Source organism: Rhodococcus sp. R1101 (assembly GCF_000278445.1).
GTDB lineage: Bacteria > Actinomycetota > Actinomycetes > Mycobacteriales > Mycobacteriaceae > Rhodococcus > Rhodococcus gordoniae.
Window position 1 is genome coordinate 1 of sequence record NZ_AJVB01000048.1, and the last position, 15,274, is coordinate 15,274.

General features: G+C 69.4%; 15 protein-coding genes. 4 read left to right on the forward strand and 11 right to left on the reverse strand.

Annotated features, from left to right (window positions below):
• From R1101_RS0105985 to mftE, 4 genes are all read right to left on the reverse strand, one after another.
• Positions 1-751 (reverse strand): GAF domain-containing protein (locus tag R1101_RS0105985; RefSeq protein ID WP_016932558.1); only part of this gene is annotated, 751 nt, incomplete at its 3' end.
• Between the two features lie 36 nt (positions 752-787).
• On the reverse strand, positions 788-2,248 hold the full coding sequence (gene mftG / locus R1101_RS0105990; protein WP_016932559.1) for a mycofactocin dehydrogenase MftG: 1,461 nt from the start codon (positions 2,246-2,248) through the stop codon (positions 788-790).
• Position 2,249: 1 nt separating this feature from the next.
• Positions 2,250-3,683, reverse strand: a complete 1,434-nt coding sequence (gene mftF / locus R1101_RS0105995) for a mycofactocin biosynthesis glycosyltransferase MftF (protein ID WP_037222266.1) — start codon at positions 3,681-3,683, stop codon at positions 2,250-2,252.
• Complete coding sequence (mftE, locus tag R1101_RS0106000; protein WP_037222272.1) at positions 3,680-4,363, reverse strand: mycofactocin biosynthesis peptidyl-dipeptidase MftE; 684 nt, start codon at positions 4,361-4,363, stop codon at positions 3,680-3,682. The genes mftF and mftE overlap by 4 nt, the downstream gene beginning before the upstream one ends.
• A 97-nt stretch (positions 4,364-4,460) precedes the next feature.
• On the opposite strand from mftE, the gene R1101_RS29405 reads away from it, so the two are divergent.
• Positions 4,461-5,444, forward strand: coding sequence for a GNAT family N-acetyltransferase (locus R1101_RS29405; protein ID WP_016932562.1), 984 nt, complete (start codon positions 4,461-4,463; stop codon positions 5,442-5,444).
• A gap of 3 nt (positions 5,445-5,447) precedes the next feature.
• Here R1101_RS29405 and R1101_RS0106010 read toward each other — a convergent pair whose 3' ends face one another.
• From R1101_RS0106010 to mftA, 7 genes are read right to left on the reverse strand one after another with little or no spacing between them, the layout of a single operon-like run.
• On the reverse strand, positions 5,448-7,406 hold the full coding sequence (locus tag R1101_RS0106010) for a mycofactocin system FadH/OYE family oxidoreductase 2 (RefSeq protein ID WP_016932563.1): 1,959 nt from the start codon (positions 7,404-7,406) through the stop codon (positions 5,448-5,450).
• Positions 7,407-7,408: 2 nt separating this feature from the next.
• Complete coding sequence (locus tag R1101_RS0106015; RefSeq protein WP_016932564.1) at positions 7,409-8,221, reverse strand: mycofactocin-coupled SDR family oxidoreductase; 813 nt, start codon at positions 8,219-8,221, stop codon at positions 7,409-7,411.
• 51 nt (positions 8,222-8,272) lie between these two features.
• The gene (locus R1101_RS0106020) at positions 8,273-10,174 is read right to left on the reverse strand and encodes a mycofactocin system FadH/OYE family oxidoreductase 1 (protein WP_016932565.1); all 1,902 of its coding nucleotides are present in this window, start codon (positions 10,172-10,174) and stop codon (positions 8,273-8,275) included.
• Between the two features lie 13 nt (positions 10,175-10,187).
• On the reverse strand, positions 10,188-11,396 hold the full coding sequence (gene mftD, locus R1101_RS0106025; RefSeq protein ID WP_016932566.1) for a pre-mycofactocin synthase MftD: 1,209 nt from the start codon (positions 11,394-11,396) through the stop codon (positions 10,188-10,190).
• 19 nt (positions 11,397-11,415) lie between these two features.
• Positions 11,416-12,657, reverse strand: a complete 1,242-nt coding sequence (gene mftC, locus R1101_RS0106030; RefSeq protein ID WP_016932567.1) for a mycofactocin radical SAM maturase — start codon at positions 12,655-12,657, stop codon at positions 11,416-11,418.
• A 38-nt stretch (positions 12,658-12,695) separates the two neighbouring features.
• Positions 12,696-13,010 carry a mycofactocin biosynthesis chaperone MftB gene (gene mftB / locus R1101_RS0106035; protein WP_016932568.1) on the reverse strand — a complete coding sequence of 105 codons (315 nt, stop codon included), beginning with the start codon at positions 13,008-13,010 and terminating at the stop codon, positions 12,696-12,698.
• 1 nt (position 13,011) lies between these two features.
• Positions 13,012-13,107 (reverse strand): mycofactocin precursor MftA, encoded by a 96-nt coding sequence (mftA, locus tag R1101_RS29410; protein WP_006553546.1) that lies wholly within the window; start codon positions 13,105-13,107, stop codon positions 13,012-13,014.
• Between the two features lie 122 nt (positions 13,108-13,229).
• Between mftA and mftR the strand changes: the two genes are divergently transcribed.
• The 3 genes from mftR to R1101_RS0106055 all read left to right on the forward strand — a co-directional run bounded on the left by mftR (position 13,230) and on the right by R1101_RS0106055 (position 15,222).
• Positions 13,230-13,880, forward strand: coding sequence for a mycofactocin system transcriptional regulator (gene mftR, locus R1101_RS0106045; protein WP_016932569.1), 651 nt, complete (start codon positions 13,230-13,232; stop codon positions 13,878-13,880).
• On the forward strand, positions 13,877-14,710 hold the full coding sequence (mftM, locus tag R1101_RS0106050) for a mycofactocin oligosaccharide methyltransferase MftM (RefSeq protein WP_016932570.1): 834 nt from the start codon (positions 13,877-13,879) through the stop codon (positions 14,708-14,710). The genes mftR and mftM overlap by 4 nt, the downstream gene beginning before the upstream one ends.
• Positions 14,711-14,775: 65 nt before the next feature.
• The gene (locus R1101_RS0106055; RefSeq protein ID WP_016932571.1) at positions 14,776-15,222 is read left to right on the forward strand and encodes a hypothetical protein; all 447 of its coding nucleotides are present in this window, start codon (positions 14,776-14,778) and stop codon (positions 15,220-15,222) included.
• Positions 15,223-15,274: the final 52 nt, after the last annotated feature.

Sequence of the window (15,274 nt, forward strand, 5' to 3'; positions counted from 1 at the left end):
GACGCCCGGTGCCGATGGTCTCGATGCGCGGCGTCGCCGAGGGGAGCAGCGGGCGGCCGCTGAGGGCGTGGAGCCGCAGTTCGGCTTCTGCCGCAGCGACCGTGGCGCGGACGAGCTGCAGGACCTCGGGGGCGGCGACGCGGTGCCCGCCGGTGATGTCGATGGCACCGAGGATCCGTCCGCTGGTGGGGTCGTGCACCGGAGCGGCCGAACAACTCCATTCGTGCACCGTGCGGTTGAAATGTTCGGCGCCGAAGATCTGTACCGAATGATCCACGGCGAGAGCGGTTCCCGGCGCGTTGGTGCCGACGCGGTCCTCGCTCCAGTCGGCCCCCTCGACGAAGCTCATCGACAGGGCGCGGTCGCGGGCGGCGTGATCACCCTCGACCCACAGCAGCCGGCCCTGCCCGTCGGTGATCGCGACCAGCAGCCCGCTGTCGGCGGCGTCCTCGACGAGGAGTTTGCGCACCACCGGGCGGATCAGCGACATCGGGTGACCGGCGCGGTACTCCTCGAGTTCGTGCCCGTCGAGCAGCGCGGGTTGCTCGACGACGTCGGGATCGATGCCGCGCTGCAGGCTCCGGCTCCACGAGTCGCGGACCACCGAGCGCACCCCGTCGAGCCGATCCGTGCCGCGTGCGGAGACGAACGTGCCGTGCGCGCGCAGCACCGCACGTGCGTGCGCGGCCACGTCCGCTCCCGGACCCAGTGCCACCCAGGGGTTGGTCGTCGCGATTCCACGATCCGTCATGTACGGGCGCCTCCTCCCCCGCCACTGTAGTCGGGATCACACCGGATACGGCAGTCCGGCCTTCGCGGCGGTCGCGACCCGATGGGCGAGCATCACCGCGGTCGCGTGCGGTCCCCGGCTCGGTGCCTGCGGAAACACCGAGGTGTCGACGACGCTCAGCCGGTCGGTCCCGCGCACGCGGCACCACTCGTCGACCACGGCGTGCTCGTCGTCGCCCATCCGGCAGGTGCCGGACAGATGCAGCGACGTTCCGAGCCTGCCGTTGCCGGCGTCCACGCTGCCGGCCTCGACGACACCGGCGACCCCTGCGAGCAGATCGGTCGCGAGCCGGACACCCTCCTCCAGGGTCTTCCGGTCGGCCGGGTCCGTCAGGTACCGGTAGTCGAGCAGCGGTGGGCGCCTCGGATCGCGTTCGTCGAGCACGATGCGTCCGCGGCTGCGCGGGCGGGTCAGGACGACGCCGAGAACCGGATCCGGAACGCCGCTGCCGGGGATCGCCGCTCCGAAAGCCGCGGTGTACGGACGCACTTCGAGGTTCTCGGTGTGCAGGACCGTCTCGAGCAGCATCGTGTGCGGTGGGAGACCCGGGCGGAACCGGTACGGGACGGTGAACTCCGGATGGTCGGAGAATTCGCGGCCCACCCCGGGAAGGTCGTGCAGCGGGTCGATACCGAGCCGTCGCAGTTCGTCGGCCGGGCCGATGCCGGAGAGCATCAGCAACTGGGGGGATCTCACCGCGCCCGCGGCGACGATCACGTGCCCGGCCGAGACCGTGCGCGGTCCGTCGGGTCCGGCGATCTCGACACCCGTCGCGCGATCACCGGAGATCACGACGCGGGTCGCGCTCACCCCGCCGACGACCGTCAGATTCGGCCGGTCCAGGACGGGTGCCAGATACGCGAGGAACGGGCTCACCCTCGTCCCGTCGCGGACGTTCGACGGGACCGCGCCGACCCCCTCGGGTCCCGGAGCGTTGAGGTCGGCGGCGGAAGCGAAACCGGCGCGTTCGGCGGCGTCGGTGAAGGCCCGCGAGAGCGGATGCATCCGGTCGCGCGGTACCCGGGCGACCTGTATCGGACCGGAGGCCCCGTGGAGGTCGCCGGTGAAGTCCGCGTCGGTCTCGGTGGCCCGGAAGTACGGAAGCACCTGCTCGTAGGACCACGATGCAGGCCAGGACGCGAAGTCGGCCGGTCGCGCGCGCACGAAATAGGCACCGTTGACCGCTCCGGATCCGCCGAGCACCCTGCCGCGCGTCACGGTCGCGTCGACGTCGGGGGTCAACCGTGCGGGAAAGCTCGTCGCCCACGGGCTTTCCGGACCCACCGGAAGGACGGCGGCGTCGCGGATCTCCTTCGGGACGGCGGACACGGATCCGAAGACCGCGCCCTCCTCGAGCACCAGCACGGTGCGGTCGGGATCGTCGCTGAGCCGGGCGGCGAGAACGCACCCGCAGCTACCGCCCCCGACGATCACCACATCGGCGCGCGCCGGGATCATGTCACTTCCGGATATCGGGTACGAGCGCCGACGCCGTACGGGCGTCGAACGCACCCTTCCACAACCCTGCTCCGTATGCGAGGTCGTCGAGGCGCTTGTAGAGCAGATAGCGGACAGGATCGAGCCCGCCGCTCTCGCGGTGCGCCTTCCAGTCCCAGATACCTTCGGCCACAGCGAAGGCCAGAACCGCACGGCGAACCTTGCGGGAGAACACCGCTGCGACGACCGTCACCGGCCAGTAGTGCCGGCACACCGCCGACGCCACCTGCCACAGACCACCGGCGAATCCCTGGGCGGTGAGCAGCGCGGCGATGCGGTCGGGCCGGTCGAGTCCGGAGAACATCCGCCGCAACCGCACGAAGGTGACCACCTGCGTCAGCACGGCTGCGATCACCCCGATGCGGGTGAAGGTCGCGATCGCGACACACGCGAGGAGCGTCCAGACCGACATCACCACCGGCGGGACGGAACCCGGATGCCGATCCGCGAGCGGGGCCGCACCGGTGCCGTAGAACGCCTTGCGCGTCAACCACGTCCGGAGACGGGTGCGATGGTCGTGCGCGACCCGTGAGATGGGTTCGTACCGCAACCGCCACCCCGCACCCTGCAGTCGCCGGCACAGATCGACATCCTCGGCCACGTGCATCGTCTCGTCGAAACCACCGCAGGCGACGAGGGCGTCGCGACGCACGAGCAATGCCGCGCTCGGCACGTACGAGACGGGACCACCCGCGACGACCGCGGACTCCCGGCTGCCGAGATCGAGCGACGACCGTGCGTGCTCGTACTTCGCCAGTGCGCTGCTGTCGGGTTCGAGGGCCACGATGCGTGGCGCGACGAGAGCGACCGCAGGATCGGTGAAATGCCCCAGCGATCGTTCGAGCCAGCCCAGCTGCGGCACCACATCGGAATCGAGGAAGGCGACGAATTCCGTTGTCACCTCCTGCAATCCGGTGTTGCGGGCCGCCGCCGGCCCGCGTGCGGTCTCGTGCCTGATCACCCGGACTCGGCCGCGGGCCGGTGGCTCGACGGGCTTGTCGGATCCGTCGTCGACGACCACGACCTCGTGCCCTTCGACAGCGGCGAGCAGACGGGCGAGGCCGGGCGCATTGTCCTTGACCGGTACGACGACGGTGACGGCGGAACTGGGCGGCAGTTTCGTCGGGCGAGGATTCCCGATACCCGAGTCGAGCAGGCGACGCGCCACCGCGGCACTCCGCGCGTCGACCACCTCGACGAAGTCCTCGTCGATCATCGCCGCGGCGGCGGGTGCGAGTGTCAGCATCCGCGTGGGTGACCCTCCGACGAGGACACGTCCTCCGGCGAAGCTGCGCACGCGAGCGTCGATGCGCACACCGAAACCGTCGGGGAGCCGGGTCGCCCCGGGCTGCGCCGCCTCCGGGGACGTCGCCTGTGGAGTAATCGCCCGACTCACCGAAGCCTTCCTTCCGTTCCCGGCTCCCACCGGGCGACCTGTGCACGCGCCCGCTCGACCAGACTCGCGAACAGGCGCGCGCCGAGTTCTGCGGTGGCCTCGGTAGGGTCTCCCAGCACTCCGTTCGCGGACACCGAGACGATACCGGCTTCGCGCAATCGAGGCATCAGTGCGCCGATCGATTCCGTCGCTCCCACCGCCGCGCGGGCCATGTCGACCGTCCCGGGTGCCAGGTGCAGCATCAGGCTCGTCTCGGTGACACCGGCGTGGGCGTCGGACGCGGGCACCGCGCACGGAAGCCAGGCAGCGTCGCGGCCCTCGTAGCGCAGGAGGCTCACCGCCTCGATCAGCGGATAGGCGTTGCCACCGTGCCCGTTGACGAAGACCACCCGTTTCGCCCACCGGCACACCGACCTGCCGTATTCGACGATCAGCGCCTTCGTCACCTCGGCACCGATCGACACGGTGCCGGCGAAGCCTTCGTGCTCGCCGCTCGCTCCGTAGGGCAGGGGCGGCGCAAGGACCGTCTCGGGCAGCGCGGCGGCGACAGCGGCTGCGATCCGGGTGTCGGTGTCGAGGGGAAGATGCGGGCCGTGCTGTTCGAGCGCACCGACCGGGACGGCCACCGTCACCCGGCCGGGTTCGATGTCCGTCCAGTAGGCGTCGGCGAGCTCCCGCATCACCGCTCCGATGCTAAGGGTTTCGCGGGCGTGCACGAAACCCGGAGGTCCCGGCAGGCCCGCCCGGACGCCGGGACCGGATCGGTACGCTTTCCCGGTGCTGATCGAACCTCGTCCACTGGACGATCCGGACGTGCTGGCCCTCATCGGCGAAGTTCAGCTCGAATACGTGCGGAGATACGGCGGGCCCGACGACACCGGGCTGTTGCCGCACGAATTCCGACCCCCGCGCGGCGTGTTCCTCCTGGCACTGACCGACGGGATCCCGGCCGGGATCGGCGGTTGGCGTGCTCCGGAGCCCTCGCATCGAGGACTGCGCGACGGGGACGCCGAGATCAAGCGGATGTACGTGCGTGCGAATGCGCGGCGCCGCGGTGTGGCCGAACGGGTGCTGGGTGCGCTCGAACGGACCGCGACCGATGCCGGTCGCCGTCGCATGGTCCTCGAGACGGGCAGCGAGCAACCCGAGGCGATCGCGCTGTACGCGAAGGCCGGGTACGTACCGATGACCGAACGGTTCGGCCTCTACGCGCACTCGCCGACGGCGATGTACTACTACAAGGATCTGCCCCCGATCCGTCTGGCCACCGACGACGACCTGCCGGTGCTGCAGGAGATCGAACGCGCAGCGGGAAAGCCCTTCGCCGAGATCGGTATGACCTTCGTGGCCGACGACGATCCCCCGTCCGTCGAGGATCTGCGCGTCCATCGGGACGCGGGTCGCTGCTGGGTGTGGTTCGACGGAGACGGGCTCCCGGTCGCGTATCTCGCGGCCGACATCGTCGACGACAGCGTCCACATCGAGCAGGTGTCGGTGCATCCCGACCACGCGCGTCGCGGTATCGGTCGCATGCTGATCGAGCACGCCGCGGGGTGGGCGCGGGACGCCGGCTTCGGATCCCTGTCGCTGACGACCTACCGCGACGTGCCGTGGAACGGCCCGTACTACGCGCGTCTCGGCTTCCGCACCGTCGCGGACGATGCCCTCTCCCCCGCCCTCGCCCGGATCCGCGCGGAGGAACGGAAACACGGTCTCGACCGCTGGCCGCGGATCGTCATGCGCCGCGAAGTGGAGGCGTAGAAGCTAGAGCTCCCTGGCGACCCGGTCCCCCTCGACGATCGCGGCGTGCAGGCGGCGTGGCGTCACCGCGTCGCCCACGCGGATCACCCTCGCGCCACATTCCGAGAGCTCGTGCCACAGCTCGTCGACGGGATCCTGATGGGTGACGACGACGACCGCGTCCACCGTGAGCGTCGTCTGCTCGCCGGTCGCGTGGTGGATCAGGGTGACCTCGGCGCCGTCCGGCAGGTCCACGACACCGCCGAGGGCGACGCCGGTGAGTCGTTCGATCCGCTTCTCCCGGGCGCGGCGCAACCAGCCGTCGAGCTCGAGCGTCGGACCGAGATCCTGGCCCACGACCATCCCCGGCGTGCATACCGTCACCGCACACCCTCTGTCGGCCAGCAACTCGGCGACCGAGGTGGCCTGGTGGAAGCCGAGATCGTCGACGACGAGGACGCGTCCGGAGGGTGCGGCACGACCGGTGAGCACGTCGCGCACATCGCTCACCCGTGCCGACGCGCCCGCCCGGTCGGGCCTGCGTGGGCGCGCTCCCGTCGCGACGATCACGACGTCGGGTGCCAGCGCGTGCAGTGTCGTGGCATCGGCGGTCGCGCCGGTGCGGATGTCCACTCCCCTGCGGCGGCACTCGGCGTCGAGGTGGGTCACCGCACCCAGCAGTTCGGCGCGGTGCGGCGCGGCGGCGGCCTCGCGGATCTGGCCGCCGGTGCGCCGGCCCCGCTCGAACAGGACCACCGAATGCCCTTGTGCAGCAGCAGTCGCCGCCGCTTGCAATCCCGCGGGTCCGCCGCCGACCACGACGACCCGTTGCGGTACGGCGGGCGCGGCAGAACCGTCGGATTCGTACCCGGCGTGAGCATTGACCGCGCACGCGATGGGACGGTTGAGCCCGACCCGTCCGATGCAGTCCTGATTGCAGCCGATGCACGGCCGTATCTCGTCGTCGCGTCCGGAGAGCGTCTTGTTCGCGAAGTCCGGGTCGGCGATCTGTGCGCGCACCGCGCCGACGAGATCGCACACTCCGTCGGCGAGCGCGGCGCCGACCTGGTCGGGGCGGGTGAAGCGCCCGACCCCGACGACCGGCAGCGACACCGCTGCCCGGATCGCGTCGGGGACGAACAGCGAGTAGCCGTGCGGGGTGGACATCGGGGCTTCGATCAGATGCAACGTCTCGGTCGCGACGCCCACGGACGTATTGAGGTAGTCGACATCGCCACTCGCCTCGAGCATCCGCGCGACCTGCACGGCGTCGTCGAGACAGACACCGCCGTCGGTGCCGTCGTGACCCGTCAGTCGCACGCCCACGACACGGTCGCGTCCGACTGCCCGTCTCACGGCGGACACGACCTCGAGCAGCAGACGTGCCCGCCCGGCGAGATCCCCGCCGTAGCGGTCGGCGCGACGGTTCGTCGCGGGTGCGAGGAAGGCACGCAGGACGGATGCCTGGGAACACTGGATCTCGACACCGTCGAAGCCGGTCTCGGCACAGCGGCGGGCGACGTCCGCGTAGCCCGCGACAAGGTCGGCGATGTCGGATCTCGTCATCGGGCGCGGGACCTCGCGGAAGAGCGGGTCGGGTTCGGGGCTCGGAGCCCACAACGGTTGCCCGGTGTACATCGAGGTGCCCTGCGCGCCGTTGTGGTTGAGCTGCGCGAGGATCCGCGTGCCGTGCCGGTGCACGGCGTCGGTGAGACGGCGGTAACCGGTGACGACATCCGGATCCCAGCCGCGGATCAACTTCTCGTAGGGACGGTCCGAGGGGTGCACGGTGTGCTCCTCGGTGACGATCATCGACGCGCCGCCGCGTGCTCTGGCCTCGTAGTACGCGATGTGCCGGTCGGTGACGGTGCCGTCGACCGAGAAGTTGGTCAGGTGCGCAGGGAAGACGATGCGATTGCGCAGGGTGACCGGACCGATCCGCAACGACGCGTGCGGAACGGTTCCGGCCCCCGTGCGCGCCACCGTCAGACCTTCGAGTTGCCCTGGTCCACGGCCATCTGGCTGCCGGTGATCGTGGAGGCGCGATCGCTCGCGAGGAACAGGACGGCTTCGGAGATGTCGTCGGGAGCGGCCGTCGGCTTCCCCTCGAGGATCGGAACGAAGTTCGGGCCCCACGAGGGATTCTTCTCGAAGAGTTTCAGGACGCTGACGTCGGTGCCCATCGGGGTGTTCACGCCGTAGGGATGGATCGAGTTGACCCGGATGCGGTACGGTCCGAGTTCCTTGGCCGCCGCCTGGGTGACGCCGACGAGGCCGAACTTGGCTGCCGCGTAGTTGATCTGACCGGGCATCGCCTTGAGACCGGAGACCGAACTGATGACGATGATCGATCCGCCGTTGCCGGCCTCGATCATGGCGGGGGTGGCGGCCTTGAGGGTTTTGAATACACCCGTCAGGTTGATGTCGATCAGTTCTTCGAACTGGTCGTCGGGCATCTCCCAGAAGCGGTTCCAGGTGCAGATGCCGGCGTTGGCGACGACCACGTCGAGCCGTCCGAACTGGGCGACACCCTCGTCGACGACGGCTTTCAACGCCGCGCTGTCGCGCACGTCCGCCACGCGGGCGAGGATCTTCCCACCGGCCTCCTCGACGAGCCGTACCGTCTCGCGGAGGTCGTCCGGGGTGGTCTGCTCGTAGGTGATGTATTCCGAGACCGGGCCCGCGATGTCGACGCCGATGACGGCTGCTCCCTCGCGGGCGAACCGGATGGCGTGGTTGCGGCCCTGCCCGCGTGCGATCCCGGTGATGAAGACGACCTTGCCGTCGAAATCTCCCATGTCGGCCCTTCCCGTCGACCCAGATTAGAACATGTTTCAGTGTGCCTCACGTTACAGCGTCACAGCCACCCGGTGTCCCTCCCGGATCGCGTCACGCATCGTCCTCGGGGCCACCCGATCCCCGATCGACCACACCCCCGGCCGCTCGGTCACTTCGCCCGGTAACAACGGTGCGCAATCGATCAGAACGGCATCCGAGACCGGCGTGGTCTCTCCGGACACACGGTCGACGAGCACGACCCCCTCGGCGTCGACCGAACCGACCCGGCACCCGAGATGTCTCGTCACGCCCGCCCGCTGCAGCCGGACGTCGAAGGCGACGAGATCGCCGGTCGGCGCGAGACGTGATCCCGCGACGAGGTCGCCGGTCGCGTAGTGGACCTCCACACCGTCCTCCACGAGCCGATCGACCACGGCGCTCGCCACCGGCCCACCCGGCGGATCCCACACCACCGCTCGCTGTGCCGTCGGCGGGCGGGTCCCCGACAGCACCTCCGCGGCGGTCGCGTAGTTCTCGGGCACGGTCACAGGGAAGGACGGTGGACGCGGAATCCCGCCCGTGGCCTGCACGACCACACGTCCGCGAGCGAGCGCGTCCTCGATATCGGCGTCGCCGGCCTCGGTGCCGGTACGGATGTCGACACCGGACTCGCGGCACTGCTGTTCGAGCCAGTCGACGAGCGCCGGGAAGTCGGGGCGGCCGGGCGAGACCACGGCGGCCGTGCCGCCGATCCGATTCGTCGCCTCGACCAGGACGACACGGTGACCGCGTGTCGCCGCCACCCGCGCCGCTTCCAGACCGGCGGGCCCGGCACCCACCACGAGCACGTCGCGAGCGGTGGCCACCGGCCCGAAGGGCGCCCGGGTCTCGTCACCCACCTCCGGGTTCGCGATGCATCCCACGACCGGATTGTGGAAGTCGTCGACGAGGCACGCCTGGTTGCAGCGCACGCAGGGGCGTGGCCGTCGAGCACGACGGGCGGCTTCGACGAGGTCGGGATCGGCGATCTGGGCACGGGTCATCTCGACCAGATCACACGTACCGTCGTCGAGCGCGCGTTGCGCGTGCCCGACATCGACGATGCTGCCCTGCAACACGATCGGGACCGCGCTAGCGGCTACCTCCCGAATGCGCCGACACACTTCGCCGTTGAAGCCGGCAGGGGTGTGCGCATCGGGCCGGTACGACCCGGGGGAGAACAATCCGCCGCGCACGACGGTGAGCAGGTCGATCGCCGGGGCGATCGCGGGAACGTATCCGGCGGCGAGGTCGGGAGTGATGCCCGCCCACGGCGCGTTCTCGTCGCACGAGAGTCGCAGCGCAAGAACGCGATCCGCGCCCATCTGCGAGCGGACCGCGACGATCACCTCGCGGAGCAGGCGCAGCCGGTCGTCACCGTATCCGTCGGCGCGGTGGTTGGTGAGCCCCGAGAGAAACTGCCGCAGCAGCGAAGTCGGACCGACGTCGAGTTCCACCCCGTCCAGGTCCGCGGCCACGGCGACGGCGCAGGCACGGGCGAAGGACTCGACGAGTTCGGTGATCTCGTGCTCGGTCATCTCGACGGGGAGTTCGCGTGTCGCCGGATCCGGTACGCGCGAGGGCGCCCACAGTGGTGCCCGGGTCCACGCGCTCGACCCCTGGAGTCCGCGATGACCGAGGCCCGCGAGCACGAGCGCGCCGTGCGGCCGGCAGGCGTCGACGATCCGCCGGTATCCGGCTCCGCAGTGTCCGGCGAGCGGCGCGCGTTCGTACGGGTGGTCGAGCGAGTGCACCGACGCCGTCTCCGTCACGACGATCCCGCACCCACCCCGAGCACGTCGCGCGTAGTACGCGACGTGCCGGTCCGAGAACGACCGGCCGTCACCGAGATTCGTGACGTGCGGACCGAAGATCACCCTCGACGGAGCGGTGCGTCCGGCGAGGGTGATCGGTTCGGTGAGCGCGGGGCCCATGTCGTCGGCTGTGTCAGATGCCGAGGTCGCGGCGGAAACCGTCCGGCACGAACACATCGTCCGGGGTCAACTCGTGGATCGAGTTCTTGCCCAACCCCATCAAGGCGGAACCGATACCCCCCGACAGGATGTCGAGGACGTTCTCCACCCCGGCCTGACCGTTCGCGGCCAGACCCCACAGATACGCGCGGCCGATGAGCACCGCCTTCGCACCGAGCGCGATCGCCTTGACGACATCGCTGCCGCGGCGGATACCTCCGTCGAGCAGCACCTCGACGTCCGTGCCCACCGCCTCGGCGATCGCCGGCAGCGCCCGGATCGGCGCCGGGGTGCCGTCGAGATTGTTGCCACCGTGGTTGGACACCGAGATCGCGGTGACCCCGGCATCGACGGCGCGCTTGGCGTCGTCGACCCGCATCACGCCCTTGAGCATGAAGGGCGCATCACCCCACTGCTCGCGCAGCCACGCCACATCCTCCCAGGTCGGCAACGGGGTGGTCATCCACTCGCCGTAGGCACCGAAGAAGGTCGGGGCCCGGCCACCGGGCGGGGTCAGATTCGGGGTGGTCAGATCCGGCACGGCGCCGGTCTTCGCCCATTCGAGCAACCATTTGGGGCGGATGATGCCCTCGGGCGCGAACTTGACCATCGCCTCGAGGTTCATGCGTTCGGGGATGGCGGGGCTGCCCCAGTCGCGGCCGTTGGAGAACGACCAGTCCAGGGTCATGATCAGGCCCTTGGCGCCGGCGGCGCGGGCGCGTTCCATGCGCTGGACGAGCACCTCGCGGCTGCCGACCCAGTACATCTGGAAGAAGGTCTTGTCGTTGACCGCCGCGACCTCCTCGACGGATTTGGACGCGAACGAACTCAATCCCATCGCGGTGCCGCGCGCCGCGGCGGCACGGGCCACGGCGACTTCACCGTCGGGGTGCACGGCCTGCACGCCCGTCGGGGAGATCATCACCGGCAGCGACACATCCTGGCCCAGGATGGTCGTGGCCATCTCCCGCTTGTCGGACAGTCCGGCCACGTGGGGGGCGAAACCGAGTTCGCGGAAGGCGGCGGTGTTGTCGTCGACGGTCAGGCCGGCCTCGGAGCCGGCGACGAGTGCGCCGTAGACGGACTTGGGCAGACGCTTACGTGCGCGTTGCTGCGCGACCGCGACGGTCTCGAACCACGGGTCGGTCGCCCAGGGGTTCTTCAGCCAGGAGGGTTTGGCCATGACGAATCTCCTCGGAAATCTACAGGCCTGCGAGCGGGTTCTCGTCGCAGAACTTGGCGGGGGGCTTGGTGAGCAGGGTCAACGGCACCGGTGCGGCCGGAGTGCGCCGCTCGGCGCGCTTGCCGGTACGCGAGTGGTCGACACTCGACTGCGGCACGGTGCGCTCGGCTTCGAGCGCCGACTGCCCGTAGCCCTGCACACATTCGGGGTCGGGTCCGTCCATCGGCAGACCGGTGAAGAACTTCGCTGCCATGCACCCCCCGCGGCACGAGTCGTAGAAGTTGCACGAGCTGCACGCCCCGGCCGACTGCGGTTCGCGCAGTTCGCGGAACAGCTCGGAGTTCGTCCACACCGAGGAGAACCCCCCGTCGGTGAGGATGTTGCCGGCAAGGAAATTCTCGTGGATCGCGAACGGGCACGCGTAGACGTCGCCGACCGGATCGATCAGGCACACCACCCGGCCCGCGCCGCACAGGTTCAGCCCGGGCAGCGAGCCGCCGCCCTCGCCGCCGAAAGCCGACAGGTGGAAGAACGAGTCGCCGGTCAGCACGCCTTCGCCGTGGGCGACGAGCCAATCGTAGAGCTGCCGCTGCTGCTCGTGGGTGGGATGCAGATCGTCCCACACGTCCACCGCACGGCCCGACGGGCGCAACCGGGTGATGCGCAGGGTTGCACCGTACTTGTCGGCGAGGGCCTTGAACTCGTCGAGCTGGTCGACGTTCTGGCGCGTGACGACCACGGAGATCTTCGCGTCGCGGAAACCGGCCTCGGACAGGTTCTCGAGCGCGCGTACGGCCATGGCGAACGAACCCGGCCCGCGCACGGCGTCGTTGACCTCGGCGGTGGCGCCGTCGAGCGAGATCTGCACATCGACATAGTCGGAGGCGGCGAGTCGTTCGGCGACCTTGCGGTCGATGCGCACCCCGTTGGTGGAGAACTTCACGCCCACCTGGTGATCGGTGGCGTAGTCCACCAGTTCCCAGAAGTCCGAGCGCACCGTCGGTTCGCCGCCGCCGATGTTGACGTAGAAGACCTGCATGCGCTGCAGCTCGTCGATGATCGCCTTGCACTGCTCGGTCGACAGTTCCCGCGGGTCGCGTCTACCGGACGAGGACAGGCAGTGCACACACGAGAGGTTGCACGCGTAGGTCAGCTCCCAGGTCAGGCAGATCGGGGCGTCGAGGCCCTTCTCGAACTGGTCGACGAGGCGACCGACCTTCGGAGGGGTGGGGGTGGTGGGCGGTTCGAGCAGCGAAGTCATGGGCTGGTCCTTCGGGCGTCGGGCAGAAACGAGCGGCGTCAGGCAGGAACGATCATGTGCGAGTCGGCCAGGGTGCCGAGGGCACGCACGTAGGGCCGCTCGGCGTTCTCGTCGATCCCGTGCGCTCGCAACGCTTCTCGCACCGAACCGTGGTCGCCGAGGGATCGGACGACGTCGACGATGACGGTGTTCTTCAGGAACGACAACTTGCGGGTGCCGAAGTGGTAGAGCAACGCCCCGAACGGTTCGGGGCGAAGCGCTACCTGCGGGTGGAGCCGCCAGCCGGCACCCGGATCGAACATCTCGGTCTCCATTGCTGCGGGGGACACGTCGGTGGCTCCGGGCGCGGTCATGTCAGTACACGCCGCACATGCCGTCGATGGAGACCTCCTCGACGAGAGACTCCTCGATCAGATCGGATTCGATCACTGCGTTGTCACGATCGGACATGTTTCCTCCTCGGATCTTCTCTCTCCGGAATCGGAGCCCGGCTTCACAGCGGGCTTGCTTTGTGAGCCGCTTCACCACTGTAATGGCATCGAGTGCAGAATGTCACTACGGAGAGAGGAACAATGACGCGCAGCCGACGGAAACCGTCCGCTCGGGTAGGTCGCCGCCCGTCCACGTCGAAGGAGGAGCTCGCCGCTCTCGGCATCGAACTGTTCATGGAGGTCGGATTCGACGAGACGAGCATCGACGACATCGCCGAGGCCGCCGGCATCGCCCGCCGCACCTTCTTCCGGTACTTCCCGTCCAAGAACGAGCTGGCCTGGGGCAATTTCGACGAACACCTCGCCGGCATGCGCGCGAGCCTCGAGGCGATTCCCGAGGACGTCCCGCTCTCCGACGCACTGACCACCGCCCTGCACGACTTCAACACCTTCCCCGACAGCGAGGCCGAACGGCACCGGGCACGGATGGGTCTCATCCTGCACACGCCCGCACTGCAGGGCTATTCGTCGGTGATGTACCAGGGGTGGAGGCGGGTCGTCGCCGAGTTCGTCGCCCGCCGCATGGGAGCCGGACCCGACGACCACATTCCTCGCACGGTCGGCTACCTGCTGCTCGGCGTCGCGATCTCCGCCTACGAGGCGTGGCTCGACGAACCCGCATCGGATCTGCACGAATTCCTGGCCGTCGGGATGGGGACACTGACCGCAGGCCTCGACTACAGTGACCCACACTCCCCTTTCCCGCCTCCGAAAAAGGTTGCGAAACAATGACCCTGCTCGATTCGCTCGCTCCCTGCAGCCCGGGTCTGTGGACACACGACCATGTGACGGTCGAACGCGTCACCGCCGGACCGCTGCCCGACGGCACGTCGGGTGTGAAAGTGCTGAACGTCCGGCGCGACGCCGACCGTCTCCACGTCACACATTCGCTCACCGCCGAGCAGATCAGTGAGCGGCTCGTCGCCGAGGTCACCGCCTCGATCCAGGACGCCGCCTTCGGCCAGGACGAGTTCGAACTGACGATGGTCGGACTCGTGCGTTCCACGGTGCCGGGCGCCCTCGACTCGTGGGTCACCTACTACCGCAACTCGCTCGGCGAACTGCTCCACGGTACAGCCGATTTCGCGCCCATCCACGATCGTGCGGCCGAACTCGTGCGCGGGAGCGTGCTCGATCTGGGGTCGTGTTTCGGTTTCCTGCCGTTGCGGCTCGCCGCCGCCGGTACCGCGGTCACCGCGACCGACATCCTGCCCGGCACCATGCGCCTGCTCGATGCCGTCGCGCCGCGACTGGGTCTGCGCCTCGACACGCTCGTGTGCGACGCGGCGAACGTCCCGGTAGCCGACGACAGCGCCGACACCGTGACGGCCATCCATCTGCTCGAGCACGTCGACGACGCCGTGGGTGCCACGATCCTCGCCGAGGCGCTGCGGATCGCCAGACAGCGGGTCGTCGTCGCGGTGCCGTTCGAGGACGAGGCGACGGCGTGCCACGGACACGTGCGCACCTTCGACCTGTCGGCGCTGGAGGAACTCGGACGCACCACGGGCCGGCCCTTCGAGGTGTTCGAATACCACGGTGGGTGGCTCGTCGTCGACTGATTCCGTCACCCATCCGCCTGCATCCCGGCGACGAATACCGGGTGTAGCCGGAAGGAGGTGGCACGATGAGCGAGAACGTCGAGAGCCACTTCAGCTGGACCTCACGTCGTGTCGTCCTCCCCCACTGCCCCGAGGACAGGAAGAAGGCCGGTTCGTCCGGCCTGGTGATGGACTGCCGGCCGATTCCCGAGCGACCGGACGTACGACTGCTCGTCTATCACGACGACACGGACGACTCCGACTACGACGCGGTAGCGATCGGAAAGACGGACGGCGCGAACGACATTCCGGTACTCACCACATCGGAGGAATGCCTTCTCGTCGCCGCGGCCCGGTCGAGGACCGACCCCGCGATCGTGCTTGCCGCACCGCCGGGCGACGATCGGGGCCGACGGATTCGGGAGGTCACCGGTCAGATTCTCCGAGGCGGGCCGCTCCTGTGCCTGCTCGTGTGCACCGGAGCGCTGTCGGTGCTGGTGCCGGTGCATTCCTCCGTCCCGGACGACCGCTGACGAGAGGCCTCAGATGAGGCCTTGCTTGCTCGCCGCGTAGACCGCCTCCGCC

Coding starts and splice junctions, on each gene's coding strand:
- R1101_RS0106055 (WP_016932571.1), top strand. CDS start 14,776: ATGAGCGAGAACGTCGAGAGCCACTTCAGCTGGACCTCACGTCGTGTC.
- mftC (WP_016932567.1), bottom strand. CDS start 12,657: ATGACTTCGCTGCTCGAACCGCCCACCACCCCCACCCCTCCGAAGGTC.
- mftG (WP_016932559.1), bottom strand. CDS start 2,248: ATGATCCCGGCGCGCGCCGATGTGGTGATCGTCGGGGGCGGTAGCTGC.
- R1101_RS0106020 (WP_016932565.1), bottom strand. CDS start 10,174: ATGGGCCCCGCGCTCACCGAACCGATCACCCTCGCCGGACGCACCGCT.
- mftB (WP_016932568.1), bottom strand. CDS start 13,010: ATGACCGCGCCCGGAGCCACCGACGTGTCCCCCGCAGCAATGGAGACC.
- mftA (WP_006553546.1), bottom strand. CDS start 13,107: ATGTCCGATCGTGACAACGCAGTGATCGAATCCGATCTGATCGAGGAG.
- mftE (WP_037222272.1), bottom strand. CDS start 4,363: ATGCGGGAGCTCGCCGACGCCTACTGGACGGACATCGAACCCGGCCGG.
- R1101_RS0106015 (WP_016932564.1), bottom strand. CDS start 8,221: ATGGGAGATTTCGACGGCAAGGTCGTCTTCATCACCGGGATCGCACGC.
- mftR (WP_016932569.1), top strand. CDS start 13,230: ATGACGCGCAGCCGACGGAAACCGTCCGCTCGGGTAGGTCGCCGCCCG.
- mftM (WP_016932570.1), top strand. CDS start 13,877: ATGACCCTGCTCGATTCGCTCGCTCCCTGCAGCCCGGGTCTGTGGACA.
- mftD (WP_016932566.1), bottom strand. CDS start 11,396: ATGGCCAAACCCTCCTGGCTGAAGAACCCCTGGGCGACCGACCCGTGG.